Source organism: Belnapia moabensis DSM 16746 (genome assembly GCF_000745835.1).
GTDB lineage: Bacteria > Pseudomonadota > Alphaproteobacteria > Acetobacterales > Acetobacteraceae > Belnapia > Belnapia moabensis.
In genome coordinates this window covers 81,523-105,302 of the sequence record NZ_JQKB01000014.1, presented here as the reverse complement: position 1 = coordinate 105,302, position 23,780 = coordinate 81,523, and the positions used below count along the sequence as shown (strand labels likewise).

Annotated in this window: 21 protein-coding genes; 12 read left to right on the top strand and 9 right to left on the bottom strand. The window is 72.2% G+C overall.

The features are described 5' to 3' along the window. Positions 1-3: 3 nt before the first annotated feature. From EP26_RS11790 to cysG, 5 genes are read left to right on the top strand one after another with little or no spacing between them, the layout of a single operon-like run. Complete coding sequence (locus EP26_RS11790; protein ID WP_052389077.1) at positions 4-1,203, top strand: NAD(P)/FAD-dependent oxidoreductase; 1,200 nt, start codon at positions 4-6, stop codon at positions 1,201-1,203. After that, positions 1,203-2,927 carry a NirA family protein gene (locus tag EP26_RS11785; protein WP_043338730.1) on the top strand — a complete coding sequence of 575 codons (1,725 nt, stop codon included), beginning with the start codon at positions 1,203-1,205 and terminating at the stop codon, positions 2,925-2,927. The genes EP26_RS11790 and EP26_RS11785 overlap by 1 nt, the downstream gene beginning before the upstream one ends. Continuing rightward, positions 2,924-4,429: a sulfite reductase subunit alpha gene (locus tag EP26_RS11780; protein ID WP_043338729.1), complete on the top strand. Its 1,506-nt coding sequence runs from the start codon at positions 2,924-2,926 to the stop codon at positions 4,427-4,429. Before EP26_RS11785 ends, EP26_RS11780 begins: the two co-directional genes overlap by 4 nt. Before the next feature lie 55 nt (positions 4,430-4,484). After that, on the top strand, positions 4,485-7,148 hold the full coding sequence (locus tag EP26_RS11775) for a nitrate reductase (protein WP_043338728.1): 2,664 nt from the start codon (positions 4,485-4,487) through the stop codon (positions 7,146-7,148). Further along, positions 7,148-8,458, top strand: a complete 1,311-nt coding sequence (gene cysG, locus EP26_RS11770) for a siroheme synthase CysG (RefSeq protein ID WP_043338727.1) — start codon at positions 7,148-7,150, stop codon at positions 8,456-8,458. Before EP26_RS11775 ends, cysG begins: the two co-directional genes overlap by 1 nt. A gap of 69 nt (positions 8,459-8,527) precedes the next feature. Here cysG and EP26_RS11765 read toward each other — a convergent pair whose 3' ends face one another. Continuing rightward, the gene (locus EP26_RS11765; protein WP_084112473.1) at positions 8,528-9,208 is read right to left on the bottom strand and encodes a YopT-type cysteine protease domain-containing protein; all 681 of its coding nucleotides are present in this window, start codon (positions 9,206-9,208) and stop codon (positions 8,528-8,530) included. A 142-nt stretch (positions 9,209-9,350) separates the two neighbouring features. Next, on the bottom strand, positions 9,351-10,100 hold the full coding sequence (gene cnbZ / locus EP26_RS11760) for a 2-amino-5-chloromuconate deaminase CnbZ (protein WP_043338725.1): 750 nt from the start codon (positions 10,098-10,100) through the stop codon (positions 9,351-9,353). Positions 10,101-10,161: 61 nt separating this feature from the next. Between cnbZ and atzD the strand changes: the two genes are divergently transcribed. Next, the gene (gene atzD / locus EP26_RS11755; protein WP_043338724.1) at positions 10,162-11,253 is read left to right on the top strand and encodes a cyanuric acid amidohydrolase; all 1,092 of its coding nucleotides are present in this window, start codon (positions 10,162-10,164) and stop codon (positions 11,251-11,253) included. A gap of 66 nt (positions 11,254-11,319) precedes the next feature. On the opposite strand, the gene EP26_RS38110 is transcribed toward atzD, so the two are convergent. The 5 genes from EP26_RS38110 to EP26_RS11730 all read right to left on the bottom strand — a co-directional run bounded on the left by EP26_RS38110 (position 11,320) and on the right by EP26_RS11730 (position 16,021). After that, a complete protein-coding gene (locus EP26_RS38110) occupies positions 11,320-12,342 on the bottom strand; it encodes a hypothetical protein (protein WP_211259424.1) in 1,023 nt (340 codons plus the stop codon). A gap of 29 nt (positions 12,343-12,371) precedes the next feature. After that, positions 12,372-12,788 carry a hypothetical protein gene (locus EP26_RS36765; RefSeq protein WP_043338723.1) on the bottom strand — a complete coding sequence of 139 codons (417 nt, stop codon included), beginning with the start codon at positions 12,786-12,788 and terminating at the stop codon, positions 12,372-12,374. Positions 12,789-12,896: 108 nt separating this feature from the next. Further along, positions 12,897-13,769, bottom strand: a complete 873-nt coding sequence (gene ypfJ / locus EP26_RS11740; RefSeq protein WP_043338722.1) for a KPN_02809 family neutral zinc metallopeptidase — start codon at positions 13,767-13,769, stop codon at positions 12,897-12,899. Between the two features lie 63 nt (positions 13,770-13,832). Beyond that, positions 13,833-15,056, bottom strand: coding sequence for a CaiB/BaiF CoA transferase family protein (locus EP26_RS11735; RefSeq protein WP_043338720.1), 1,224 nt, complete (start codon positions 15,054-15,056; stop codon positions 13,833-13,835). Further along, the gene (locus EP26_RS11730; RefSeq protein WP_043338719.1) at positions 15,053-16,021 is read right to left on the bottom strand and encodes a tripartite tricarboxylate transporter substrate-binding protein; all 969 of its coding nucleotides are present in this window, start codon (positions 16,019-16,021) and stop codon (positions 15,053-15,055) included. Before EP26_RS11730 ends, EP26_RS11735 begins: the two co-directional genes overlap by 4 nt. Before the next feature lie 106 nt (positions 16,022-16,127). Between EP26_RS11730 and EP26_RS11725 the strand changes: the two genes are divergently transcribed. The 3 genes from EP26_RS11725 to EP26_RS11715 are packed head-to-tail and all read left to right on the top strand — an operon-like array spanning position 16,128 to position 20,811. Beyond that, positions 16,128-17,768, top strand: a complete 1,641-nt coding sequence (locus EP26_RS11725; protein WP_043338718.1) for a hydantoinase B/oxoprolinase family protein — start codon at positions 16,128-16,130, stop codon at positions 17,766-17,768. A 2-nt stretch (positions 17,769-17,770) separates the two neighbouring features. Next, on the top strand, positions 17,771-19,855 hold the full coding sequence (locus tag EP26_RS11720; protein WP_043338717.1) for a hydantoinase/oxoprolinase family protein: 2,085 nt from the start codon (positions 17,771-17,773) through the stop codon (positions 19,853-19,855). Next, positions 19,855-20,811 carry a Bug family tripartite tricarboxylate transporter substrate binding protein gene (locus EP26_RS11715; RefSeq protein ID WP_043338716.1) on the top strand — a complete coding sequence of 319 codons (957 nt, stop codon included), beginning with the start codon at positions 19,855-19,857 and terminating at the stop codon, positions 20,809-20,811. The genes EP26_RS11720 and EP26_RS11715 overlap by 1 nt, the downstream gene beginning before the upstream one ends. A gap of 23 nt (positions 20,812-20,834) precedes the next feature. Here EP26_RS11715 and dksA read toward each other — a convergent pair whose 3' ends face one another. Both dksA and EP26_RS11705 read right to left on the bottom strand, forming a co-directional pair. After that, positions 20,835-21,248, bottom strand: a complete 414-nt coding sequence (dksA, locus tag EP26_RS11710) for an RNA polymerase-binding protein DksA (protein ID WP_211259425.1) — start codon at positions 21,246-21,248, stop codon at positions 20,835-20,837. Between the two features lie 137 nt (positions 21,249-21,385). Continuing rightward, positions 21,386-21,808, bottom strand: coding sequence for a flagellar assembly protein FliX (locus tag EP26_RS11705; protein ID WP_043338714.1), 423 nt, complete (start codon positions 21,806-21,808; stop codon positions 21,386-21,388). A gap of 129 nt (positions 21,809-21,937) precedes the next feature. Between EP26_RS11705 and EP26_RS11700 the strand changes: the two genes are divergently transcribed. The 3 genes from EP26_RS11700 to EP26_RS11690 are packed head-to-tail and all read left to right on the top strand — an operon-like array spanning position 21,938 to position 23,747. Continuing rightward, complete coding sequence (locus EP26_RS11700; protein WP_052389075.1) at positions 21,938-23,065, top strand: flagellar basal body P-ring protein FlgI; 1,128 nt, start codon at positions 21,938-21,940, stop codon at positions 23,063-23,065. Then, positions 23,065-23,349, top strand: coding sequence for a rod-binding protein (locus EP26_RS11695; RefSeq protein ID WP_052389074.1), 285 nt, complete (start codon positions 23,065-23,067; stop codon positions 23,347-23,349). The genes EP26_RS11700 and EP26_RS11695 overlap by 1 nt, the downstream gene beginning before the upstream one ends. Beyond that, a complete protein-coding gene (locus EP26_RS11690) occupies positions 23,346-23,747 on the top strand; it encodes a hypothetical protein (RefSeq protein ID WP_043338712.1) in 402 nt (133 codons plus the stop codon). Before EP26_RS11695 ends, EP26_RS11690 begins: the two co-directional genes overlap by 4 nt. The last annotated feature ends 33 nt before the right edge of the window (positions 23,748-23,780 follow it).

Here is a 23,780-nt window from a genome sequence, read left to right as displayed (position 1 = left end):
ACCATGCGCATCCTCGTCATCGGCGCGGGCCCGGCCGGCACGCGCTGCGCCGTCCGCCTCGCCGAGCGCCTGCCCGCCGCCCGCGTCACCCTCGCCGGCGCCGAAGCCGCGCTGCCCTACGACCGCGTCGCCCTGTCGAAGCTGCTGGCAGGTGATGCGACCATCGAATCCCTCATCACCCACCCCCTCCCGGTGCTGCGTTCGCTCGGCATCCACTATCGCCCCGCCACCCCCATCGCCGCCCTCGACCGCGCCGCGGGCGTGGCGGTGACGGCGCGCGGCGAACGCCTCCCCTACGACCGCCTGGTGCTCGCCACCGGCTCCACCGCCATCCGCTTGCCCCTCCCCGGCGCGACGCTGCCCGGCGTCGTCCTCTACCGCGACATGGACGATGTCCGCGCCATGCTCCACGCCGCCCGCTCCGGCGGCCGCGCGGTCGTCATCGGCGGCGGCCTCCTCGGCCTGGAGGCCGCCGTCGGCCTCGCCGCCCGCGGCCTGCGCGTGACCGTCGTCCACGCCGTCGGCTGGCCCATGGAACGCCAGCTCGACCCTGCCGCCGGCGCCCTCCTGACCAGCCGCCTCGGCACCCGCGGCATCCGCTTCGCCATGCCCGCCAGCACCACGGCGATCGAAGGCGAGGACCGCGCCCGCGCCGTCCTCCTCGCCGATGGCACCCGCATCCCGGCGGAGCTGGTGGTGATGGCCGTCGGCATCCGCCCCAACATCGCCCTCGCCCGCGAATCCGGCCTCCCCTGCGCCCGCGCCATCACGGTGGACGATGCCATGCGCACCGCCGACCCCGCCATCTTCGCCATCGGCGAATGCGCCGAGCATGCGGGCCGCTGCATCGGTCTCGTCGCTCCCGCCTTGGAGCAGGCCGAGGTCGCCGCCCGCGCCATCGCCGGCGAGGCCGCCGCCTGGGCCCCACGCGCCGACGCTGCCGCGCTGAAGGTCTCCGGCACCGCCGTCTGGTCCGCCGGCGACATCGCCGATGCCGAAGCCGAATGCATCACCCTCCGCGACGAGGCGGAGGAACGCTACCGCCGCCTCCTGCTACGCGACGGAAGGCTTATCGGCGCCGTCCTCTACGGCGACACGGCCGATGCCGGCTTCTACCTCGATCTCATCACCACCCGCCGCAGCGTGGCGGGGTTCCGGTCGGCTCTCGCCCTGGGTCCGGCCTTCGTGCGGGAGGCAGCCTGATGCCCGACACCGGTTTCAGCCCCGAGCAGCAAGAGTACCTGAAAGGCTTCATGGCCGGCGTCGAGGCCCGCCGCGGCAGCCTCGCCCCCGCAAGCGAAGGCAACGCCCCCGCCGATGCACTGCGCGCCGCCCAGGACCGCACACTGGCCGCCGGCGGCAAGCTCGTCCTGCAGGAGCAGGCCAAGCGCGAGCGCCACCCCCTCGACCGCTGGGACGAACTCACCGCCCGCGCCGCCGCGGGCCGCTTCCCGAAGCCGATCGAGGACTTCATCGGCCGCTACCACGGCCTCTTCTACGTGGGCCCCGCACAGGACGCCTTTATGTGCCGCCTCCGCATCCCCGGCGGCATCCTGAATGCGTGGCAACTCCGCGGCATCGCCGACATCGCCGAGGACTGCGCCAACGGCCATGCCGACATCACCACCCGCGCCAACCTGCAATACCGCGAGATTCCGGCCGCCAAGGGCCGCGAGGTGGTGATGCGCCTCGGCGATATCGGCCTGCTGCCGCGCGGCACCGGCGCCGACAACATCCGCAACGTCACCGCATCGCCGACGGCCGGCATCGACCTGGCCGAGCTGATCGACACCCGCCCCCTGGTCCGCGCGCTGCACCACCACATCCTGGCGACGCGCGACCTCTTCGCCCTGCCGCGCAAGTTCAATATCTCGCTCAGCGGCGGCGGCGCCGTCGAGGTGCTGCAAGAGACCAACGACATCGCCCTCACCGCCATCGAGACGGCGGAGGGCATCCGCTTCCGCCTGAACCTCGGCGGCATCACCGGCCATCGCGACTTCGCCCGCGCCACCGGCGTCGCCATCGCACCCGAGGATGTGGTGTCCGTCTGCGACGCCATCCTCCGCGTCTTCATCGCCGAAGGCTGCCGCACCGACCGCACCAAGGCCCGCCTCAAATACGTCCTCGACCGCATGGGCGTGGAGAGCTTCCTCCTCGCCGTCGAGGACCGCCTCGGCAAGCCCCTCCCCCGCCTCGCCGCCACGACGCCGCCGGGCGCGCCCGCGAAGCACGGCCATATCGGCATCCACGCCCAGAAGCAGCCCGGCCTCTCCTATATCGGCGTGACGACGACGCTCGGCCGCCTCACCACTGCCCAGCTCCGTGGCCTCGCCGACCTCGCCGAGCGGCATGGCAGCGGCACCATCCGCCTGACCGTCTGGCAGAACCTGCTGATCTCCGACATCCCCGAGGCAAGCATTCCCGCCATCCGGTCCGGCCTCGCGCAACTCGGCCTCGGCTGGGAGGCGAGCGCCCTGCGCGGCGGCCTCGTCGCCTGCACCGGCGCCGCCGGCTGCAAATTCGCAGCATCCGACACCAAGCGCCACGCCGCCGAACTCGCCGACTTCCTCGACGCCCGCATCGCCATCGACCAGCCGATCAACATCCACCTGACCGGCTGCCACCACTCCTGCGCCCAGCACTACATCGCCGATATCGGCCTGATCGGCGCCAAGGTCGAGCGCGGCGAGGACATGGTCGAAGGCTACGACCTCCACATTGGCGGCGGCGCCGGCCCCGAGCAGAAGATCGGCCGCCTGGTCCGCAAATCCGTCGCCCATGACGAGCTTGGCCCCATCGTCCTCGCTCTGCTGCAAGCCTGGCAGCGCGACCGCGCCGGGGCCGAGAGCTTCCATCTCTGGTCCGCCAGCCAATCCGACGAGACCCTGGCCGCCCTCGCCGCGGCCCGGGTGCTGGAGGACGCATGAACGCCATCTCCCCCGTCCCGCTGATCCCCGAATCGGCCCCCTTCACCCCCGCCCAGCGCGCCTGGCTGAACGGCTTCCTCGCCGGCCTCTACGGCGGCTCCGAGGGCGCCCCGCTCAACGCCTCCCCCGCCCCCGCGCAGGAGGTAGAGGACTTCCCCTGGCACGACCCCGCCCTCGACCTCGCCGAGCGCCTGGCTCTGGCCGAAGGCAAGCCGAAGCCCCGCCGCCTGATGGCCGCCATGGCCCAGCTCGATTGCGGCCAATGCGGCTACATCTGCCAGACCTACGCCGAGGCCCTGGCCAGCGGCGCCGAAACCTCCGCCTCCCTTTGCGTCCCCGGCGGCAAGCCGACCGCGAAGGCGCTGAAGTCCCTCCTCGCCGAAGCCGCCCCCCTCGCCACTCCCGCCCCGGCCCCCAAGCCCACCGCCCCCATCGGCGAGCCCGTCCGCTTCCTCGCCGCCACTCGCCTCACCGGCCCCGCCTCGGCCAAGGATGTCCGCCACATCGTCCTCGACCTCGCCGGCACCGGCCTCGCCTACCAGCCCGGCGACAGCCTAGGCCTCGCCGCCGAGAACGACCCTGCCCTGGTCGATGCGGTGATGGCCGCCCTCGGCGCCGACCCCTCCCTCCGCCCCGTCCTCCTGCGGGAGAAGGACATCGCCCGCCCCCTCGACCGCACCACCGACCTTCTCGCCGGCGCCGCGAAGGACCCACGCGAAGCCGCAATGCTCCGCAAGCTTTCCGACGGCGACGACGATGCCGAGCCGAAGGACGCCGACCTCCTCGACCTCCTCCAGGCCTTTCCCTCCGCCCGTCCGCCCCTGGCCGACCTCATCGCCTCCCTCCCGGCGCTGAAGCCCCGCCTCTACTCCATCGCCTCCTCACCCCTCGCCGCCCCCGGCAAGGTCGAACTCTGCATCGGCGTCGTGCAGGCCGAGCGCCGCGGCCGCCGGCGCGACGGCATCGCCTCCTGCCACCTCGCCTTCCGCGCCACGCCGGCACAGCCCCTCCGCGCCTACATCCACCCCAGCCCCTTCCGCCTGCCCGATAACCCGGAGACGCCCGTCATCATGATCGGCCCGGGCACCGGCATCGCCCCCTTCCGCGCCTTCCTCCAGCACCGCGCGGCCACCGGCGCGCGCGGCCGTAACTGGCTCTTCTTCGGCGACCAGCGCAGCGCGACCGACTTCCTCTTCCGCCCCGAGATCGAGGCCTGGCGCGAGGACGGCCTGCTCACCGCCCTCTCGCTGGCCTGGTCCCGCGACGGCGTGCAGAAGGTCTATGTCCAAGACCGCATGCGCGAGGACGCAGCCGATCTCTGGCGCTGGCTGCAGGACGGCGCGCACATCTATGTCTGCGGCGACGCCTCCCGCATGGCGAAGGACGTGGATGCCGCCCTCCGCCAGATCGCCATGCGGCAGGGCGGGATGAATGCCGACCAGGCCCGGGACTGGATCGTCGCGCTGGCCCGCCAGCACCGCTACCAGCGCGACGTGTACTAGCTCCGCCGCCAGCCGCTCACGCCCCAGCCAGCCCGCTCCCGACAGGCGCACCCCCATGGCCGACACACGGACCACCTGCCCCTATTGCGGCGTTGGCTGCGGCATCCTCGCCGGCGCCGACGGCACCCTGCGCGGCGACCCCCAGCATCCTGCCAATCGCGGCCGCCTTTGCAGCAAGGGCACTGCGCTCGGCGAGACCCTCGACCAGCCCGGCCGCCTCCTCCACCCCGAGGTCGACGGCAAGCGCGCGAGCTGGGACGTGGCCCTCGACGCCGTGGCGGAAGGCTTCCGCCACGCGCTGGCGGAGCACGGCCCGGCGGGCACCGCCCTCTACGTCAGCGGCCAGCTCCTCACTGAGGACTACTACGCCGCCAACAAGCTGGCGAAAGGCTTCCTCGGCACCGGCAACATCGACAGTAATTCCCGCCTCTGCATGGCCTCCGCCGTCGCCGGCCACCGCCGCGCCTTCGGCGAGGACCTCGTCCCTGGCCTCTACGAGGACCTCGAGCTCGCCGACCTCGTGGTGCTCGTCGGCAGCAACCTCGCCTGGTGCCACCCCATCCTCTTCCAGCGCGTCCAGGCCGCTCGCGCCGCCCGCCCGGCGATGCGCCTCGTCGTCATCGACCCCCGCCGCACCGCCTCCTGCGAGGGCGCCGACCTCCACCTCCCCATCGCCCCCGGCCGCGACGTCGCCCTGTTCAACACCCTGCTCCGCCACCTCCACGGCCTCGGCTTCCGCAGCGATGCCCAGGGCCTCGCCGAGACCCTGGCGCAGGCCGACGGCGACACCAGCCTCGACCCCACCCTCCTCGCCACCTTCCTCGATTGGTTCGCCGCGACGCCCCGCACCGTCACCCTCTTCAGCCAGGGCGCCAACCAATCCTCCGCCGGGACGGACAAGGCCAACGCCATCATCAACTGCCACCTGCTGGCGGGCCGCATCGGCCAGCCCGGCGCCGGCCCCTTCAGCATCACCGGGCAGCCGAACGCCATGGGCGGCCGCGAGGTGGGCGCGCTCGCCAACACCCTCGCCGGCCATCTCGACTGGTCCATCCCCGCCGAGACCGCCGCACTGCGCGACTACTGGCAGGCCCCCAACCTCGCCGCCGGCCCCGGCCTCAAGGCGATCGACCTCTTCCGCGCGGCGGGCGAAGGCCGCATCGGCGCCCTTTGGGTGATGGCCACCAACCCCGCCATCTCCCTTCCCGACGCCGCCCGCGTCCGCGATGCCCTCCGCCGTCTCCCCTGCCTCGTCGTCTCCGATTGCACCCGCGAGAGCGATACGATGGACCTCGCCCGCATCCGCCTCCCCGCCCTCGGCTGGGGCGAGAAGGACGGCACGGTGACGAACAGCGAGCGCGTCATCAGCCGCCAGCGCGCCTTCCGCCCCGCCCCCGGCGAGGCCCGCCCGGACTGGTGGGCCATCGCCCAGGTCGCCGCCCGCCTCGGCTGGTCCGACGCCTTCGCCTGGACCTCCCCGGCCGGGATCTTCCGCGAGCACGCCGCCCTGACCGCCCTCGCCCGCCCCGCCCCACGCGCCTTCGACCTCACCGGCCTGGCGGACCTCACCGACGCCGAATACGCCGCCTTCCCTCCCACCCGCTGGCCCGTCGCCCGTCGCGGCGAACAGGGTGCCCGCCTCACCCCCGCTGCCCGCTTCATCCCCACCCCCTACCGCCCCCCCGCGAACGCCACCTCCGCGCCCTACCCCCTCGCCCTGCTGACCGGCCGCCTCCGCGACCAGTGGCACAGCATGACCCGCACCGGCCCCGTCCCCCGCCTCATGGCCCACACCCCCGAGCCCACCGCCGCCATCCACCCCGCCGACGCGTCAGGCATGGCCGATGGCAGCCTTGCCCGCATCGAAAGCCCCTGGGGCGAGGCCACCCTCCGCCTCCGCCACGACTCGGGGATGGCCCGCGGCACCGTCTTCGTGCCGATGCACTGGACTGCCCGCTTCGCCCCGGCGGCCCGCATCAACGCCTCGGTCAACCCGGCGGTGGACCCGGTCAGCGGCCAGCCCGAGCTGAAGCACACCCCCATCCGCCTCGCCCCCGCGCCGATGGCCTGGCACGGCTTCCTCCTCGCCCGCCGCAGCCTCGGCGCCGAGCTGGCGGACTGGACCGCCCTCATCCCCGCCGCCCCCGGCCTGTTCCGCCACGAACTCGCCGGCACCGCTCCCGCCGCCGAGGTCTTCGCCCGCCTCCGCCAACTCGTCCTGCACCAGCCGGACGAGCGCCAGGCCAATGCAGGCCTCCCCGAGCCGCCGATCCAGCCCCCAACCATCGCCGCTCGGGACGATGGCAGTCAGGCCGCTACCCCCACCGCCGCCTGGGTCCTGCTGGAAGACCCCGCCGCCGGCCTCTACCGTGCCGCCCTCCTCCGCGAGGGCCGCCTCCTCGCCGCCCTCTTCCTCGCCCCCGACCCGACCTTGCTGCCGCCCCGCGACTGGCTCCTCTCCCTCTTCGCCGAAGCCGCCATCGGCAGCGCCGCCCGCCGCGCCCTGCTCGCCGGCGCCCCATCCGACGGCCCCGCCCCCTCGCCCACCATCTGCGTCTGCCACGGCATCGCCGCATCCAGTATCTGCGCAGCCATCGCCCGTGGTGCTAACACCCTCGCCCTGGTCGGCGAGGCAACGCGGGCCGGCACGGGCTGCGGCTCCTGCCGCCCGGAAATCGCCGCCTTCCTGACCAAACGACCGGTGCCGGAACCCGCCTGATGCAGCATTTCCCCGTCTTCCTCGACCTCCAGGCCCGGCCGGTGCTGGTCCTCGGCAGCGGCGAGGTAGCGGAACGCAAGGCCGAGCCCCTCCGCGCCGCCGGCGCCGAGATCCGCTTCGCCACCCGTTTCGAAGACCACCTGCTGGATGGCTGCCCGCTGGCCATCGGCGCCGACGCCCCGGAGGCCGAGCTGCAGGCTCTCGCCGCCGCCTGCCGCGCGCGGGGGATCCCAGTGAACGTGGTCGACCGCCCCGCCCTCTGCACAGCCCTGATGCCGGCCATCATCGACCGGGACCCGGTCACCATCGCCGTCTCGACCGGTGGCGCCGCCCCCGTCCTCGCCCGCATGGTCCGCCAGCGGATCGAGGCCGTCCTGCCCCCCACCCTCGGCCGCATCGCCGCCCTCGCCGAGCGTTTCAAATCCGCCGTCCGCGCCCGCCTGCCCGACCTCGGCGCCCGCCGCCGCTTCCTCGAGGCGGCGCTGGCCGGCCCCCCCGCCGAACTGGCCCTCGCCGGCCGCGACCCGGAGGCCGACGCCGCCTTCGCCACCGCCCTCGACGCCGCCGACACCCGACCCCGCGGCATGGTCCACCTGGTCGGCGCCGGCCCCGGCGCCGCCGACCTGCTGACGCTCCGCGCGCTCCGCCTCCTTGGCGAGGCCGATGTCATCGTCCACGACCGCCTCGGCACGGAAGCGGTGCTGGAGATGGCCCGCCGCGATGCCGAGCGCATCTTCGTCGGCAAGGCGCGGGCCAATCACTGCATGAAGCAGGAGGACATTAACACGCTGCTGGTTCGCCTCGCCCGCGAGGGCAAGCGCGTGGTGCGCCTCAAGGGTGGCGACCCGCTGATCTTCGGCCGCGGCGGCGAGGAAGCCGAGGCGTTGGCGGAAGCCGGCATCCCCTGCGAGGTCGTTCCCGGCGTCACCGCGGCCCTCGCCTGCGCCGCCGGCGCCGGCATCCCGCTGACGCATCGCGACGCCGCCCGCGCCGTCACCTTCGTCACCGGCCACCGGCGCGACGGCGGCGTCGATGTCCGCGGCCTGGTCCAGCCCGGCCACACCCTGGCGATCTACATGGGCATCAGTACCCTGACCCCGCTGCGCGACGCCCTGGTCGCCGAGGGCATGTCGCCCTCCATGCCCGCGGCCGTCATCGAGCGCGGCGGCACGCCGCAGCAGCGCGTCCTCCACGGCACGCTGCAAAGCATCGCCGCCGAGGCGCCGGGCTGGGTCACCGGCGGCCCCGCCTTGCTGCTGGTCGGCGAGGCCGTCGCCCGCGGCTGCCGCGGCTGGCTCGCCGCCGCCTGAACCGCTTGCATTCCCGGCACCGGCAGGCTATAGGACTACTAGCCTAAGTCCTGCCGTGCCAAGCCCGCTTTAGCCGCCGAACCGGGCCCGGAGGCCGCTCACGCTGGAGCCCGAATACAGCGCCACCTTGGTCACGATCGTCGCGTTCAGGTAGCGCGCCCGGTAGCCGGACACGGTGAGGAAGTCCTGGTACCAAGCCGTGAACCGGTCCTTGGACGCGAAGGCGAAGTGCCCGAAATTGGCGTCGAAATACCGGAAGGTCTTCGGCTCGACCTGGATGGCCGCGAGGTGCCCGCCACCGTCGCGCTTGTACTGGATCATGTAGCAGCCCTCTTCAGCCCCCACCTTCGGCACGACCTGCAGGGCCGACGGGATACCGAAGAAGGTCGTCGGCGCCTGTCGCTCGAGCCCGAGTTCCTGGAGCACGTTGTTGTACCCGTTGGCGTCCTTGGTCAGGTTGTGCAACCGGGTGATGCGCCAGTCCTCCTTCTCGGCGAAGCGAGTCTTGACGTCGTAGGGCAGGTCCTGCCCGCGCAGGCGCAGCCCGATCCACTTGAAGCCGAGCGCCGCGCAATAGCCGTTCCGCACCGCGCCCCAGGGGCCGATATCCTTGTAGTTGTAGTCCGCGTCCCCCTGTTGATAGGCATAGACGAGTTCACCCATCGCCCAGGCATCCTTGGCGATTGCTTTCATGACGGCCATGGCTGTCCCGTCTCCTCCCAATGCAGGCGCGTCGAGCCGCGCCCGCATCGAGGATAACCAAACCAAAAGTTGATTATCCACAGGAGTCGATCGCCCGAGCCCGCGCGATGGCCCTCAACCTCTAAAAGTCTCAAGCCACCGCACTGAAGCGAGCGGGATCAAGAACTTGGCCGCCCGAAGCTTTAGGAATTTAGATCACCCGCTCCAGCGGCAGCCCGCGGCAATCCATCTCGTATTCCAGGTCCACCACCGGCGGCCGGCAATGCTGCCAGGTGACGCCATGCCTGGCCGCCCCGCGCCGCACCAGTTCGTCGCCGAGAAAGGGATGGATGTCATGCACCGTGTAGACCTGCACCCCCGTCGTAGCCGCCCAGCCGGCATCGAGCGCCGCCATCCGCCGCTCCATCTCGCCCAGCACATACTCGGCCTTGGCCCGGATGCCCTCCGGCGACAGGTCCCGGTAGGCGACCGTGCTCTCCGCATAGGTCACCTTCCCCTCCATGCTCTCGCCGCTGCCCGCGACGACGAAGCTCGGCCCCGCCCCCGCATCCGGCAGCGCATAGCTGAAGGCATGGAAGCACGGCTCCGCCGGCGGCGCGATCTCCGGGCAGACATTGCTGCGCGCCACGGGGTTCCGCCCCTCCGCCAGCACGTCCCACTCGCCGAGCACCTTTGCATAGCCCTCGTTGAACCGCCGGAAACCGTCATCGGTGAAGGGCGCCGGCGACCGCAACTCGCAGGCGCAGAACGCCGTCAGCGGCAGCCCCGCCGAGCGCAGGAACTCGGCGATCTGCGCGAAGCCCGCGGCCAGCGGCACCGGATCGGCGAAGCGCACCCGCTCCAGCCGCCAGCCCGGCAGCGCCGCGACGCCGCCCGAATACTGGAACACCGCCGGGATGAAGCGGTAGCCGCGCCCGTCGAGCGCAATGGTGCCATACATGCGGAACCCTCCTTCGCCCCGCCATGGTGCCACTGAAACCCTCTTCCGGAAGCCCCCGCCGATGCCGAAGCCCCGCCGCGCCGCCCTCCACCGCGTCCCGATGCGCCACCCTGGCGACACCGCGGCGATCGAGCAACTCATCGCCGCCGGCACGCTCGACCCAGCAGGCATCGTGGCCATCCTCGGCAAGACCGAGGGCAATGGCTGCGTCAACGACTTCACCCGCGCCTATGCCGTGCAATCCCTCACGCTGCTGCTGACGCGCCAACTCGGCGCCGAAGCCGCCGCCCGCGTCGCCCTCGTCATGTCCGGCGGCACGGAGGGCGGCCTCTCCCCGCATTTCCTCATCCTCACGGTGGCGGCGGCCGACACACCCAACCCGCAGGGCGCCCTGGCCATCGGCACCGCCTTCACCCGCGACCTCGCCCCGGAGGAGATCGGCCGCCCCGCCCAGGCCGAAGCCGTCGCCGCCGCGGTGCGCGAGGCGATGGCGGAGGCCGGCATCGCCGAGCCCCACTACGTCCAGGTGAAATGCCCGCTGCTGACGACGGAGCGCATCGCCGCCGCACGCGCCCCCGTGGCGACTGAGGACACCTATGCCTCGATGGGCCTCTCCCGCGGCGCCTCCGCCCTCGGCGTGGCCCTGGCCCTCGGCGAGGTCGACGCCATCGCCCCCAACGAGATCGGCCGGAACTTGGAGAAGCACTCCGCCGTCGCCAGCGCCTCCGCCGGCGTCGAGCTGGAGCGCTGCGAGATCATCGTCCTCGGCAACAGCCCTGACTGGAGCGGCGACCTCGCCATCGCCCATGCGGTGATGCGGGATGCCATCGACCTGCCGGCCGTGCACCGCGCCCTCCGCCTCGCCGGCCTGCCGACGGAAGATGGCCAGCTCGCCCCCTCCGCCGCCGACCGCCTCGTCGCCGTGCTGGCGAAGGCGGAGCCTTCATCGGACGGCCGCATCCGCGGCCAGCGTCACATCATGTGGGACGACAGCGACATCAACGCCACGCGCCATGCCCGCGCAGTGGTGGGCGGCGTCATCGCCGGCGCCGTCGGCCGCACCGACATCTTCGTCAGCGGCGGCGCCGAGCACCAGGGCCCGGACGGCGGCGGGCCCGTCGCGGTCATCGCGCGACGGGCCCCACTCGCTTAGGGCGATGTCCGTTCACCTTGGCTCACGGACACCGCTCCACCTACTCCCGCCGAATGGGAGCTTGCTCTAGATAGCCGGATCGGGGTTCCGGTTCGGGTTGGTCTCGTTCTCGGGATGGGCACCGCTCACATTGGTGCCCGCCACCTTGTCGAAACCGCGCGAGACCTGCGTGCCCGGCGGATTGCCCGGCGTACCGTCAGGCGCGCTGGTGCCGCCCATGCCGGTGCCGGTGCCCGCGCCACGGCTGGTCTCGTTCTGCGGCCGCGCGCCGCTGACATTGGTGCCAGCGACATCGTCGAAGCCGCGCGACGCCTGCGTGCCCGGCGGATTGCCCGGCGTGCCATCGGGGCTGCCGATCGCCGCATCCGTCCGCGTGCCGGCGCCGGTGCGAGTGCCCATCTGCCCCGCAGCCGTCGTGGTGCCGATGCCCGTCGCCGCGCCGAGGCCGGTCGTGGGGCTGGTCATCCCGGCAGTCGCCGTCGACCGCGCCGGCATCGTGTCATCCGCCGCGCGCGGCGCGCTGTCATGCCGCACCCAGCCGCTCTCGTCCCAGCGGCCGCTGCTGGCATCGAGGTCCTGCGCATTGTGCCGCGCCAGGATCGCGTCGATCTCATGCGCGCGGCTGTCATCGGCCCGCACGGTGACGAGGTTGCTGCCGCGCCGCACGCCCTCGGCATAGACCGCGGCCTGCTCCTCGCCGAGCCCCGCCTGGGTCAGCGCGCCGAGCAGCCCGCCTGCCGCCGCGCCGACGCCGGCGCCGGTCAGCGCCGCCACCAGCCAACCAGCCGCGACGATCGGGCCGAGCCCCGGGATCGCCAGCGCGCCGATGCCGGCAAGCAGCCCCGCGCCGCCGCCGACCAGCGTGCCGAGCGTCGCACCCGTCCCCGCGCCGGTGCTGGCGCCGGTATGGCCCGGGCCGTTGTCGGCGACATCGGTGGTGCTGGTGGTCGGCGTCGTCGTGCCGCCCTCGGCGCCGCGGGCAACGAGGCTGATGTCGTCATGCGGGAAGCCAGCGGCCTCGAGGTCGCGCACGGCCGCGGCCGCGTCGGAGTAGTTGTCGAAAAGACGCGCGATGGTGCGTGTCGCCATGATGAAGTCTCCTGTTCCGTTCGAAAGGTTCAGCGCGTCGTCACATTGCCCTGGAAGTCGAGCGAGACGCTGACCTGTTGTCCGTTGCGCGTCGCGCGGGCCCGCCAGATGCCCTGGTCGTCCTTCTGGAGGTCATCGACGCCGCTGAAGCCGGCAGCCTCGATCCGGCTGCGCGCCTGGCCCTCGGTGAAGCTGTTGGCACCGGCCGCCGGCGCGTTCGCGGTGGTGCGGGTGCCGTTATCCATGGTGACCGCCGGCGGCGTGCTTTCGCTGCGCGCGCTCGGCGCATTGGTGCCGCTGCGGTCGGGCTCGGTCCGGGGCGCGGTGGCGGTCCCGGGCGCCGTGGCGGCCCCAGGTGCGGTCCCGGGCGCGGTGGCGGTCTGGGCGAAAGCCGGCAGGGCCGAGATGGTGCCGAGCAGCGCCAGGCTGAGGATCGTCTTTCGCATCTTCGTGTTCCCGTGTTGTGGCGATGGCCCGCTTGCAGCGCGCCATTGGTCCACTAACGGACATCGCACCGTTCCGTTCGTTGCAGGTACAGCCGTAAGCGCTTCGGATCAGGGTCGTCCCGCAAACGTGTCACAGGCACGGGGATCGCCCGCCTCCAGCCCGCGGCGGAACCACTGCACCCGCTGCGCCGAGCTGCCATGGGTGAAGCTCTCCGGCACCACCACGCCGCGCGAGCGCCGTTGCAGCCGGTCGTCACCCACAGCGGCGGCGGCGTTCAACCCCTCCTCGATATCGCCCTGCTCGAGCACCTGGCGCATCTGCTGCGTGCGGTTCGCCCAGACGCCGGCGAAGCAATCCGCCTGCAGCTCGACGCGCACCTGCAGCGCGTTGGACTCCGCCTCTCCCATCCCGCGCCGCTCCGCATCGACGCGGCGCAGCACGCCGATCTGGTTCTGCACATGGTGGCCGACTTCATGCGCGATGACATAGGCGCGGGCGAAGTCGCCCGGCGCGCCCAGCCGCCGCTCCATCTCGCGGAAGAACGCGGTGTCGAGATACACCTTCTGGTCGAGCGGACAGTAGAAGGGCCCCGTCGCCGTCTGCGCCGTGCCACAGCCGCTCTGCGTCGTGCCACTGAACAGCACGAGGTTGGGCGGCTGGTAGGTGTTGCCGCCGCGGCGGAAGGCCTCTGTCCAGACATCCTCCGTCGTCGCCAGCACCTGCGCGACGAAGCGGCGCTGCCCATCATCCGCAACCTCCGACGGACCGCTGCCCTCCTGCCGCGCGACCGGCGCATCCGGCTGACCGCCGCCGCCGCCCGAGAGGATCACCGACGGATCGACGCCGAAGAACAGCGCCACCAGCACCAGCGCGATGGTCCCGAGCCCGCCGCCTGCCACGCCGATAGGGAGTCCGCCACGACCGCCGCCGCCACGCCGGTCCTCGATATTGCCGCTTTCCCTCTCGTCGCCGAGCCGCATGACCAGGGTCTCCCGCTACGCCGGCACAACAGCCGGAGGTGCGGATGGTTCCGGGTCCGGCTGTTACCCCTCGCGCAGCACGCCCTCGCCGCGCAGCCGCGCAACCTCCCCGGCGCCGAGGACCGGCCCGAGCACCGCCTCGTTATGTTCGCCGAGCCGGGGTGCCGGCCGCGCCAAGATGCCGGGCGTCGCCGAGAGCCGTGGCACCATGCCATGCATCGGCAGCCAGCCCTCGGGCATCTCCTCGTCCGGCACGGCGATAACGGCCTCGCGCTCGATCACGTAAGGGTCGCCGGCCAGCATCTCCGCATCCATGATCGGGCCGATGGTGACGCCCGCCGCGTCGAAATGCGCCAGCGCCTCCGCCAGGCTCCGCTCGGCGATATAGGCCCCGATGATGGCATCCAGCTCCTCGCCGTGCCGCACCCGGTCGGCATTGCTGCGGAAGCGCGGGTCGTCGATCAGCTCTGGCCTGCCGATGCTGCGCAGCAGCTTCTCCGTCATCCCCTGCGTCGAGGCCGAGAGGCAGACCCAGCCGCCATCCTTCGTCTGGTAGGCATTGCGCGGCACCGCATTGGTGCTGCGGCTGCCGGTGCGCGGCTTCAGCTCGCGGGTGAGCTGCCAGTTGGCGTGCTGCGGCTCCATCATCACATGGATCGGGTCGAAGAGCGTCAGGTCGATCGCCTGCCCCTGCCCGGTCGCCTCCGCATGGCGGAGCGCGATCATCGCGGTCGCCGCGCCGTAGAGGCCCGCATAGCCATCGGCCATGTACATCGGCGGCAGCACTGGCTCGCGGTCGGCGAAACCGTTGACGGCGGCGAAGCCGGCATAGCCCTCGACCAGCGTGCCGAAGCCCGGCTTGTGCCGGTAGGGCCCGTCCTGCCCCCAGCCGCTGATCCGGACGATGACAAGGCGCGGATTGATCGCCAGCAGCACCTCCGGCGCCAGGCCCATCGCTTCCAGCACGCCGGGGCGGAAGCTCTCGACCAGCATCGCCGCATTGGCCACGAGGCGCTTCACCACCTCGATCGCCCGCGGGTCGCGCAGCGCCAGGCAGACCGAGAGCTTGTTGCGGCTCAGCGTCTTCCAGGTGGTGGAGACACCCTTGATGCGCCAGGCGCGCAGCGTGTCGCCCTCCGGCGGTTCCAGCTTCACCACCTCGGCGCCATGGTCGGCCAGCACCTTGGTCAACACATTCCCGGCGACGAGGCGCGAGAGGTCGAGCACCCGCAGCCCGTGCAGCGCACCCGTCGCGGTGGGGTCGAATTCGTGGCGGTGCCGCGTCATTCGGCGCGGATCTCCGCGATGCGCGCCACCTCGCGCCAGCGCGCGAGATCGGCATGCAGGATGGCAGGAAACTCCTCCGGCCCGACCGGCGAGGGTGTCGCCCCTTCGGCGGCATAGATGCGGGCGAGGTTGGCATCGCCGAGCGCTCCATTCGCCGCCGCATGGACGGCAGCGCGGATCTCGGCCGGTAGGCCGCGCGGCGCCAGCAGCCCCCACCAGATGGCGGCCTCGTAGTCGATGCCGGACTCGCGCACGGTTGGCACCGGCGGCACCTCCGGCGGCAGCCCGCCACCCCGCGCCGTCGCGGCGATGACGCGCACCCGCCCCTCGCGGATGGCGGCATTCGCGCTGGCGACCGTCGTGATCATCACCGGGATCGTCCCCGCGACGAGATCCGTCACCGCCGGCGCGGTGCCGCGATAGGGGACGTGGTTCATGCGGATGCCGGCGCGCTGGCAGAAATACTCGGAGATGAAGTGGTTGATCCCGCCGGCACCGGAGGTGGCGTAGTCGAGCCCGCCCGGCTTCGCCTTCGCCAGCGCCACCAATTCGGCGACGCTGCGCACCGGGACCGCCGGATTGACCATGATGAAGAAGGGCGCGCGCGCCAGCAGCGCCACCGCATCGAAGCTCGCCTCGGCATCCCAGCCCGGCTTCTGCAGGATCGCCGTAGTTGGGAAGGATGAGGATGTGACCATCAGCGTATAGCCATCGGCCGGCGCCTGCGCGACCTGGCCGGCGCCGATCGCGCCCCCCGCGCCGCCGCGGTTCTCGACAACGAAGGGCTGACCGAGCCGCGCCTGCAGCCTCTCCGCCAGCGGCCGTGCGACGACATCGTTGGAGCCGCCCGGCGGGAAGGGCACCACCACCCGCACCGGCCGGTTCGGCCAGGCCGGCTGCGCCCGCGCCACGGCAGGCGCCGCGAGCAAGGCAGCGATCAAGGGACGCCGGGCGATGGGGCGCATGGATTTCCTCCGTGCCGCGAGCCTCCCCGGCATGGCCGGCGCTGTCAATCTTGCGGCCTCCCGCTCGTGCCGCCTAGGCTCCCCGGGGACCGCAGGGGATGCAGGCATGGCCGAGGACGAAGGCTTCGATCCGATCACCCTCGAAATCCTCTGGAGCCGGCTGATCTCCATCGCCGACGAGGCGGCGGCGGCGCTACTGCGCACCGCTTTCTCCACCATCGTCCGCGAGTCGAACGACTTCGCCTGCGTGCTGATGGACCGCAACGGCGACAGCATCAGCGAGAATACCGGCGGAATTGCCAGCTTCTCCTGCATCCTGCCGAAGACCACGAAGCACTTCCTGCAACGCTTCCCGGCGGAGGACTGGCGGCCGGGCGATTGCGTCGTCACCAACGATCCCTGGCTGGCGACCGGCCACCTGCCGGACATCACCGCCGTCACGCCCATCTTCCATCGCGGCGCGCTGGTCGGCTTCGCCGGCTCCATCGCCCACAGCCCGGATGTCGGCGGCAGCCTGTGGTCGGCCGATTGCCGCGAGGTCTATGAGGAGGGCGTGCGCATCCCGCCGATGCGCCTGCTGCGCGAGGGCGTGCGCAACGAGGCGCTGCTGGAGCTCTTCCTAGCCAATGTCCGGGTGCCGAAGCAGGTGCTTGGCGACCTCGAGGCGCAGATCACCGCGAACGAGGTCTGCGCCGCCCGCCTCGCCGAATTCCTCGAGGATGCGAAGCTCGACGGCCTGCAATCCCTCGGCCGTGCGCTGCATGCCCGCGCCGACCGTGCCATGCGGCAGGCGATCGCCGCGCTGCCGGACGGAAGCTGGTCCGCCAGCATCGAGGCCGACGGCTTCGACGAGCATGTGACGACCATCGCCTGCACCGTGACAGTGGAGGGCGAGCGCATGGTGATCGACTTCGCCGGCAGCAGCCCGCAGGTCGATCGCGGCATCAATTGCGTGATGAACTACACCCATGCCTATGCCGTCTATCCGGTGAAATGCGCGCTCGACCCCTTCACCCCGCGCAACGAGGGCAGCTACCGCGCCATCGAGGTGCGGGCGCCGGAGGGCAGCATCCTCAACCCGCGCTTCCCGGCCCCGGTCAGCGCGCGGCAGCTCACCGGTCATCTGCTGGCGGGCGCCATCTACAAGGCGATGAGCGATGTCATCCCGCGCCAGGTCATCGCCGAATGTGGCGGGGCGCCGACCATGCGGGCGCTCTTCTCCGGCCTCGACCGGGCGGGCGACCGGTTCAGCCAGGTGCTCTTCGCCTCCGGCGGCATGGGTGCCTGCCCGCATCGCGACGGGCTGCCGACCACCGCCTTCCCGACCAATGCCGGCGCTGGTAGCATCGAGGCCTTCGAGAGCGTCGCGCCCCTCGTCGTCTGGGCCAAGCAGCTCCGCCCCGATAGCGGCGGGCCCGGCCAGTATCGCGGCGGCCTCGGTCAGGAGGCGGTGATCGAGGTGCGCTCGCCGGGGCCGCTCCGCCTCTCCCTGCTCTCGGACCGGCGCGACCATCCGGCGGAGGGGCTGCTCGGCGGCGCGCCGGGCGCGGCGGCCGAGATCGTGATGAGCGACGGCACCCGGCCGCATCCGAAGTCGCGTACCACCATCGCGCCCGGCATGCGGCTCGTCATGCGCTATGCCGGCGGCGGTGGCTACGGCCCTCCCGCCGAGCGCGACCCGGCGGCGCTGGCCGCCGACCTGCGCGACGGCTACGTCACCGACCCCAGCCCCTACGGGGAACGCTGAGCATGGCCCGGCTCGGCGTCGATGTCGGCGGAACCTTCACCGATCTCGTCCTGCACGACCCGCTGCGCGACACGGTCCATACCGGCAAGCTGCTGACCACACCGGACGACCCCTCCCGCGCCATCATCGAGGGCACGCAGCGCATCCTGCGCGAGGCGGGGCTCGCCCCGCGCGACCTCACCAGCATCGTCCATGGCACGACGCTGGTGACGAACACCGTCATCGAGCGCACCGGCGCCCGGGTCGGGCTGCTGACCACGGCGGGCTTCCGCGATTCCATCGAGATCGGGCGGGAGATCCGCTACGACCTCTACGACCTCTTCCTGGAGGCGCCGCCGACGCTGGTGCCGCGCCACCTCCGCCGCGAAATTCCCGGCCGGCTCGACGCATCGGGCGAGGAGTTGCTGCCGCTCGACGAGATCGCCGTGGCGCGCGAGGTGACCGACCTGGTGGAGGGCGGGCGGATCGAGGCGCTGGCCATCGGCTTCCTGCACAGCTACCGCGACGCCCGGCACGAGCGCCGCGCCGGCGAGATCGTCCGCAAGCTCTACCCGCGCCTCGCGCTCACCCTCTCGGCCGAGGTCGCGCCCGAGATCCGCGAATACGAACGCACCTCCACCGCCTGCGCCAATGCCTATGTCCAGCCCCGCATGCGCCGCTACCTCGACAAGCTGGAGGCCGATCTCACCGGCATCGGCTTCACCGGGCGGCTCTATGTGATGCTCTCCGGCGGCGGCATCGCCGCGGTGCGCGAGGCGAAGGAGTTCCCGATCCGCCTGATCGAGAGCGGCCCCGCCGCCGGCGCCATGGCCGCCGCCTTCTTCGCCCGCCTCGCCGGGCTCGACCGCGTCGTCAGCTACGACATGGGCGGCACCACGGCGAAGATGTGCCTCGTCGAGGATGGGGCACCGGACCACAAATTCGACTTCGAGGCCGGACGCGTGCGCCGCTTCGTCAAGGGCAGCGGCCTGCCGCTCAAGGTCTCGGTTGTCGACATGATCGAGATCGGCGCCGGCGGCGGCTCCATCGCCCGCATCGAGCAGGGCTCCGGACTGATGAAGGTCGGCCCGCGCAGCGCCGGCGCCGTCCCCGGCCCGGTCTGCTACGGCCGCGGCGGGACGGAGCCCTGCGTGACGGATGCCGACCTGCTGCTCGGCCGGCTCGACCCAGGCTACTTCCTCGGTGGGGAGATGGCGCTCGACCCGGACCGCGTGCGCCGCGCATTCGCCGAGGGCGTGGCCGAGGCGCTGCACCTGCCCCCCGTCGAGGCGGCGCTCGGCGTGCAGCGCATCGTCGACGAGACCATGGCGGCGGCGACGCGCATGCATCTCGCCGAGAAGGGGCGCGATCCGCGCGGCTATACGCTGATCGCCTTCGGCGGCGCCGGGCCGGTGCATGCCTGGAACCTGGCGCGGCTGCTGAAGATCGGGCGAGTCCTGGTGCCGCTCGGCGCCGGCGTCGCCTCGGCGCTGGGCTTCCTCGTCGCGCCGCCCGCAACCGACATGGTCCGCAGCCATGTCGGAAGGCTGGAGCGGCTCGATTGGAATGTCGTCAACGGTCTCATCGCCGGCATGGCCGAGGAAGGTCGCGCCCTGCTCGCCGAGGCGGGAGCGGACCCGGCCGCCATCGAACTTACACCGACTGCCGATATGCGCCATGTCGGCCAGGGCTTCGAGATCGCCGTGCCGCTGCCTTCGGTCGCGCTCGGCGAGGCCGATCTGCCCGCCATCCGCCGCGCCTTCTTCGACAGCTACCGCACCCGCTTCGGCCGGGTGGTGGAGGACCAGCCTATCGAGGCGCTGTCCTGGCGACTGGCCTGCGCCGCACCGGGCCAGGACATTCGCATCCGCGCCCCGGAAGGCGCTGCGCAGGCGGGCGACCGGCCGGTGCCGCGCGGCGAGCGGCCCGTCACCTTCGAGGTCCATGGCGCCCTGCCCTGCCCGGTCTATGACCGCTACGCCCTCCGCCCAGACATGTCCTTCGACGGGCCGGCGCTGGTGGAGGAGCGGGAATCCACCTGCGTGATCGGCCCGGGGACGCGCATCTCGGTCGATGCGCAACTCAACCTGCTGCTGGAGCTCGGCTGATGCGCCGCCGCACGCTGCTCGCCGGCCTCGCCCTGCCCGCCATCGCGCGAGCGCAGGGCGCTTATCCCGACCGGCCGGTGACGATCGTCAACCCGTGGCCGGCGGGCGGTTCCTCGGACAGCGTGGCGCGCATCCTGGCGCAGCGGATGTCAGCCGATCTCGGCCAGCCCTTCGTCGTCGAGAACCGGCCCGGCGCGACGGGGACGCTCGGCCACAACTACGTCGCCCGCGCCCGGCCGGATGGGGCGACGCTGCTGGTCGGCACCAACAGCACCTATGCCATCGCGCCGCACCTCGCGGCGCTGCCCTACGACAATGCCACGGCCTTCACCGGTGTCTCGCTGCTTGCCAGCAGCCCGCAGATCCTCTGCTTGCACCCTTCGGTCCCGGCGCAGGACCTCACTGGGTTCCTGGCCCTGGCGCGGGCGAAGCCGGACGGGTTCAGCTTCGGCACCTCGGGCATCGGCGGCACTAGCCATCTGGCTACGGAGATGCTCATGGCCATGGCCGGAGTCTCCATGCTGCACGTCCCCTATCGTGGCGGTGGACCCTCGGCGCAGGCGCTGCTGGCAGGGGAGACGCAAGTGACCTTCATCGACCTCATCACCGCCCTGCCCTTCATGGCGAGCGGGCAGGCGCGGCCGATCGGCACCTCGACGGCGCGGCGCGCGGCGTTGGCACCGGAGGTGCCCACCATCGCCGAGGCCGGCCTGCCGGGTTTCGAGAGTTCGACGGATTTCGCCATGCTGGCCCCGGCCGGAACACCGGAACCGGTCATCCGCGTCCTAGCCTCGGCCAGCGCCGCGGCGCTGCGGGCGCCCGAGGTGGCGACGAAGCTGGAGGCGGCGGGCATCGCCATCCTCGCCGAAGGGCCGGTGGAATGGCCCGGCTATTTCAGCCGCGAAGTCGGCAAATGGGGTGACATCATCAAGGCGCGCAACATCCGCGCGCCCTGACCCCGCTCCCGCGGGCGCCGGCGTCAGTCGTCGCGGTGGACCCGCTCCATCCGCTCGTGGCGCTCCTGCGCCTCGATGGAGAGCGTCGCGATCGGCCGGGCCTCGAGGCGGCGGAGGCCGATGGGCTCCCCAGTTTCCTCGCAATAGCCGTAGGTGCCGTTCTCGATCCGCTCCAGCGCCTGGTCGATCTTGGAGATCAGCTTGCGGGCACGGTCGCGGGTGCGGAGTTCGAGGGCGCGGTCGGTCTCGACGCTGGCGCGATCCGTAAGGTCGGCCTCCGAGATGCCGCCGGCGGAGAGGCTTGCCAGGGTGTCCCCGGCTTCACGCAACAGGTCCAACCGCCAGCGCCGCAGCTTTTGACGGAAATACTCCTGTTGCCGGGAGTTCATGAACTCTTCGTCGTCCGTAGGACGGTAATCGGGCGGGAGGGTGATCAGCATTTTCTGGACGGCCCCATTCCGCTTGGGAGCCCGGGCACGCCGCCCTGGCCCCATGACGCGGCCGGACCATACAGGCGGGCCTGTACGAAAGCCAAGGGGTTGCGATACCGCAAATTGCTGGCAAAGCGTGGTTTTCACGCAAAGGCCATAGATCCATCCAGGCTGCGGCGCATCAATTCCACCTGTGCGCGCAGAACCACGCCCTGCACCACCTCTCTCAATACGGGGTCGGCACCCTCCTCCCCCGACTCCACCAACCGCTGCAGCCGGACGGGGTCGACCCGGCTGCCGCCGAGCATATCGCATTGCAACGCGGTCAGTTCCGCGAGGATGTCGCTGGCTCGGCGCTGCGCCGCCTCGCTCCGCTCCGCCACGCTGCCATGCTCCTGCAAGGCGAACAGTCCGAGGCCAGCCAGGGCGATGCCGCCCGCGGCGGCGGCCTCCCTGGCCGCTTCGCCGCCGTCGGCCACGATCCGGAACCCGCCCGCTCCGCCGCGAGCCTTGCCGCGCGCCGGACCGGCCATGCCGATGCCGCCCAGCCTGCCGATCCCCTGCATTTCGAACCCCCTTTTGCCCATCGTCCGGCAAGGCCGGGCCCCTGCCCGGCAAGCCTTGCCGGCCTTACCCCCGCGGCGCCTGGCATAGTGGTTGCGACGCCCGGGGCGGTGTGACCGACGGGGTGCAGCATGGCCAAAAAAGCTTTCGCAAGGGCGAAGATCGCATGTGCCGCCGTGCTGGCCCTGGCCTTTCTCCTGGCCGGGCCGGCCGCGGCGCAATCCGTCCGCATCAAGGACATCGCCGATGTCGAGGGGGTGCGGGACAATCAGCTGGTCGGCTACGGCCTAGTCGTCGGCCTCGCCGGCACCGGCGACCGGCTGCGGACGGCCATCTTCACCCGGCAGTCGCTGATCGGCATGCTGGAGCGGCTCGGGGTCAATACCCGCGACAACGAGGCGCGGCTCGACACCCGCAACGTCGCCGCCGTGATGGTGACGGCCAACCTGCCGGCCTTCGCCCGGCCTGGCAGCCGGATCGACATCGCCGTCTCGGCGCTCGGCGACGCGACCAACCTCCAGGGCGGCACGCTGGTGGTGACGCCGCTGCTCGGCGCCGACGGCGAGGTCTATGCGGTGGCGCAGGGCGCCGTCGCCACCGGGGCGGTCGCGGCGCGGGGGGCCGCCAGCAGCATCCAGCGCGGCGTGCCGACCAGCGCGCGCATCGCCTCCGGTGCCATCGTCGAGCGGGAGATTTCCTACAGCCTCGCCGGCCGGCCCAATATCCGCCTCTCGCTCCGCAACCCAGACATGACGATGGCCCGACGCATCGCCGCCGCCATCAACCAGTCGACCGGCAGCACCTCGGCTGTCGCGACCGATCCGCGCACCGTGGCGCTGGCGATGGTCGGGCGGGACCCGGTCGGCTTCCTCGCCCAGATCGAGCAGCTCCGCGTCGAGCCGGACCAGGTGGCGCGGGTCATCATCGAGGAGGCCTCGGGCACCATCGTCATGGGGGCGAATGTCCGGGTCTCGACAGTCGCCATCGCCCAGGGGAACCTCACCATCCGCATCACCGAGACGCCGCAGGTGGCGAAGCCCAATCCCCTCGCCGGGGGCGAGACGGTGGTGGTGCCGCGGACCAATATCGAGGTGGACGACCAGGCGCAGCGCCGCGTCGGGCTGTTGTCGTGCGGCGTCTCCTTGCAGGAGCTGGTGCGAGGGCTGAACGCGCTCGGCGTCGGGCCGCGCGACCTGATCTCCATTCTGCAGTCGGTGAAGGCGGCCGGCGCCCTCCAGGCCGAGATGGAGCTGCGCTGATGAACGCCGTCTCGCTGCAATCGGCGCCGCCGGCGCTTCGCCGCGCCGCCCAGGCCTTCGAGGCCCAGGCGCTTGGCCAGCTGCTGCAACCGATCTTCGCCACCCTGCCGGAGAGCCGCTTCGGCGGCGGCGCGGCGGAGGCGCAGTGGCAGCCCATGCTGGTCGACGAGATGGCCAAGGCGGCCAGCCGCTCCGGACACGGGATGGGCCTCGGCGATGCAGTGCTCAGGGAAATGCTGCGCTGGCAGGCTGCCGGCGCCCAGACGGAGAACCAAGACCGATGATGGATGCCCTGCTCACTGCCGGCCAACGCCTGGCCGAGGCGCTGCGCGCCGAGAACGAGGCGCTGGCGGCGCTCGACCTGCCGCGTGCGGCCGGCCTCGCCACTGCAAAGATGCAGGCGGCGGATGCCTTCGCCGCCGCCTTCGCCACCACGCGGAAGCTCGGCGTGCGGGTGGAGGGGGCGCAACGCGCCAACGCCTCCGACCTCACCGCGCGGCTGCAACAGCTCGGCGAGGAAAACCGGCGGCTGCTGGAGCGCGCCATCGGCATCCAGTCGCGGGTGATCGAGACCATCGCCGGGGCGGCGCTGCCGCGCAGCGGCTCCGGCGCCTATGGGGCGGCCGGACGGCTGGCGGCGGCGCGGCAGGCGCCGGCCATCGCCATGGCGACGAGAGCCTGACAGCGTCTTTCCGGTGTCCTTGCGCGGCTAGGC

Coding starts and splice junctions, on each gene's coding strand:
- EP26_RS36765 (WP_043338723.1), bottom strand. CDS start 12,788: ATGCGAAAGACGATCCTCAGCCTGGCGCTGCTCGGCACCATCTCGGCC.
- EP26_RS11775 (WP_043338728.1), top strand. CDS start 4,485: ATGGCCGACACACGGACCACCTGCCCCTATTGCGGCGTTGGCTGCGGC.
- EP26_RS11735 (WP_043338720.1), bottom strand. CDS start 15,056: ATGACGCGGCACCGCCACGAATTCGACCCCACCGCGACGGGTGCGCTG.
- EP26_RS11705 (WP_043338714.1), bottom strand. CDS start 21,808: ATGCAGGGGATCGGCAGGCTGGGCGGCATCGGCATGGCCGGTCCGGCG.
- cysG (WP_043338727.1), top strand. CDS start 7,148: ATGCAGCATTTCCCCGTCTTCCTCGACCTCCAGGCCCGGCCGGTGCTG.
- atzD (WP_043338724.1), top strand. CDS start 10,162: ATGCCGAAGCCCCGCCGCGCCGCCCTCCACCGCGTCCCGATGCGCCAC.
- EP26_RS11725 (WP_043338718.1), top strand. CDS start 16,128: ATGGCCGAGGACGAAGGCTTCGATCCGATCACCCTCGAAATCCTCTGG.
- EP26_RS38110 (WP_211259424.1), bottom strand. CDS start 12,342: ATGGCGACACGCACCATCGCGCGTCTTTTCGACAACTACTCCGACGCG.
- ypfJ (WP_043338722.1), bottom strand. CDS start 13,769: ATGCGGCTCGGCGACGAGAGGGAAAGCGGCAATATCGAGGACCGGCGT.
- cnbZ (WP_043338725.1), bottom strand. CDS start 10,100: ATGTATGGCACCATTGCGCTCGACGGGCGCGGCTACCGCTTCATCCCG.
- EP26_RS11780 (WP_043338729.1), top strand. CDS start 2,924: ATGAACGCCATCTCCCCCGTCCCGCTGATCCCCGAATCGGCCCCCTTC.
- EP26_RS11790 (WP_052389077.1), top strand. CDS start 4: ATGCGCATCCTCGTCATCGGCGCGGGCCCGGCCGGCACGCGCTGCGCC.
- EP26_RS11785 (WP_043338730.1), top strand. CDS start 1,203: ATGCCCGACACCGGTTTCAGCCCCGAGCAGCAAGAGTACCTGAAAGGC.
- EP26_RS11715 (WP_043338716.1), top strand. CDS start 19,855: ATGCGCCGCCGCACGCTGCTCGCCGGCCTCGCCCTGCCCGCCATCGCG.
- EP26_RS11730 (WP_043338719.1), bottom strand. CDS start 16,021: ATGCGCCCCATCGCCCGGCGTCCCTTGATCGCTGCCTTGCTCGCGGCG.
- EP26_RS11700 (WP_052389075.1), top strand. CDS start 21,938: ATGGCCAAAAAAGCTTTCGCAAGGGCGAAGATCGCATGTGCCGCCGTG.
- EP26_RS11695 (WP_052389074.1), top strand. CDS start 23,065: ATGAACGCCGTCTCGCTGCAATCGGCGCCGCCGGCGCTTCGCCGCGCC.
- EP26_RS11720 (WP_043338717.1), top strand. CDS start 17,771: ATGGCCCGGCTCGGCGTCGATGTCGGCGGAACCTTCACCGATCTCGTC.
- EP26_RS11690 (WP_043338712.1), top strand. CDS start 23,346: ATGATGGATGCCCTGCTCACTGCCGGCCAACGCCTGGCCGAGGCGCTG.
- EP26_RS11765 (WP_084112473.1), bottom strand. CDS start 9,208: ATGCGGGCGCGGCTCGACGCGCCTGCATTGGGAGGAGACGGGACAGCC.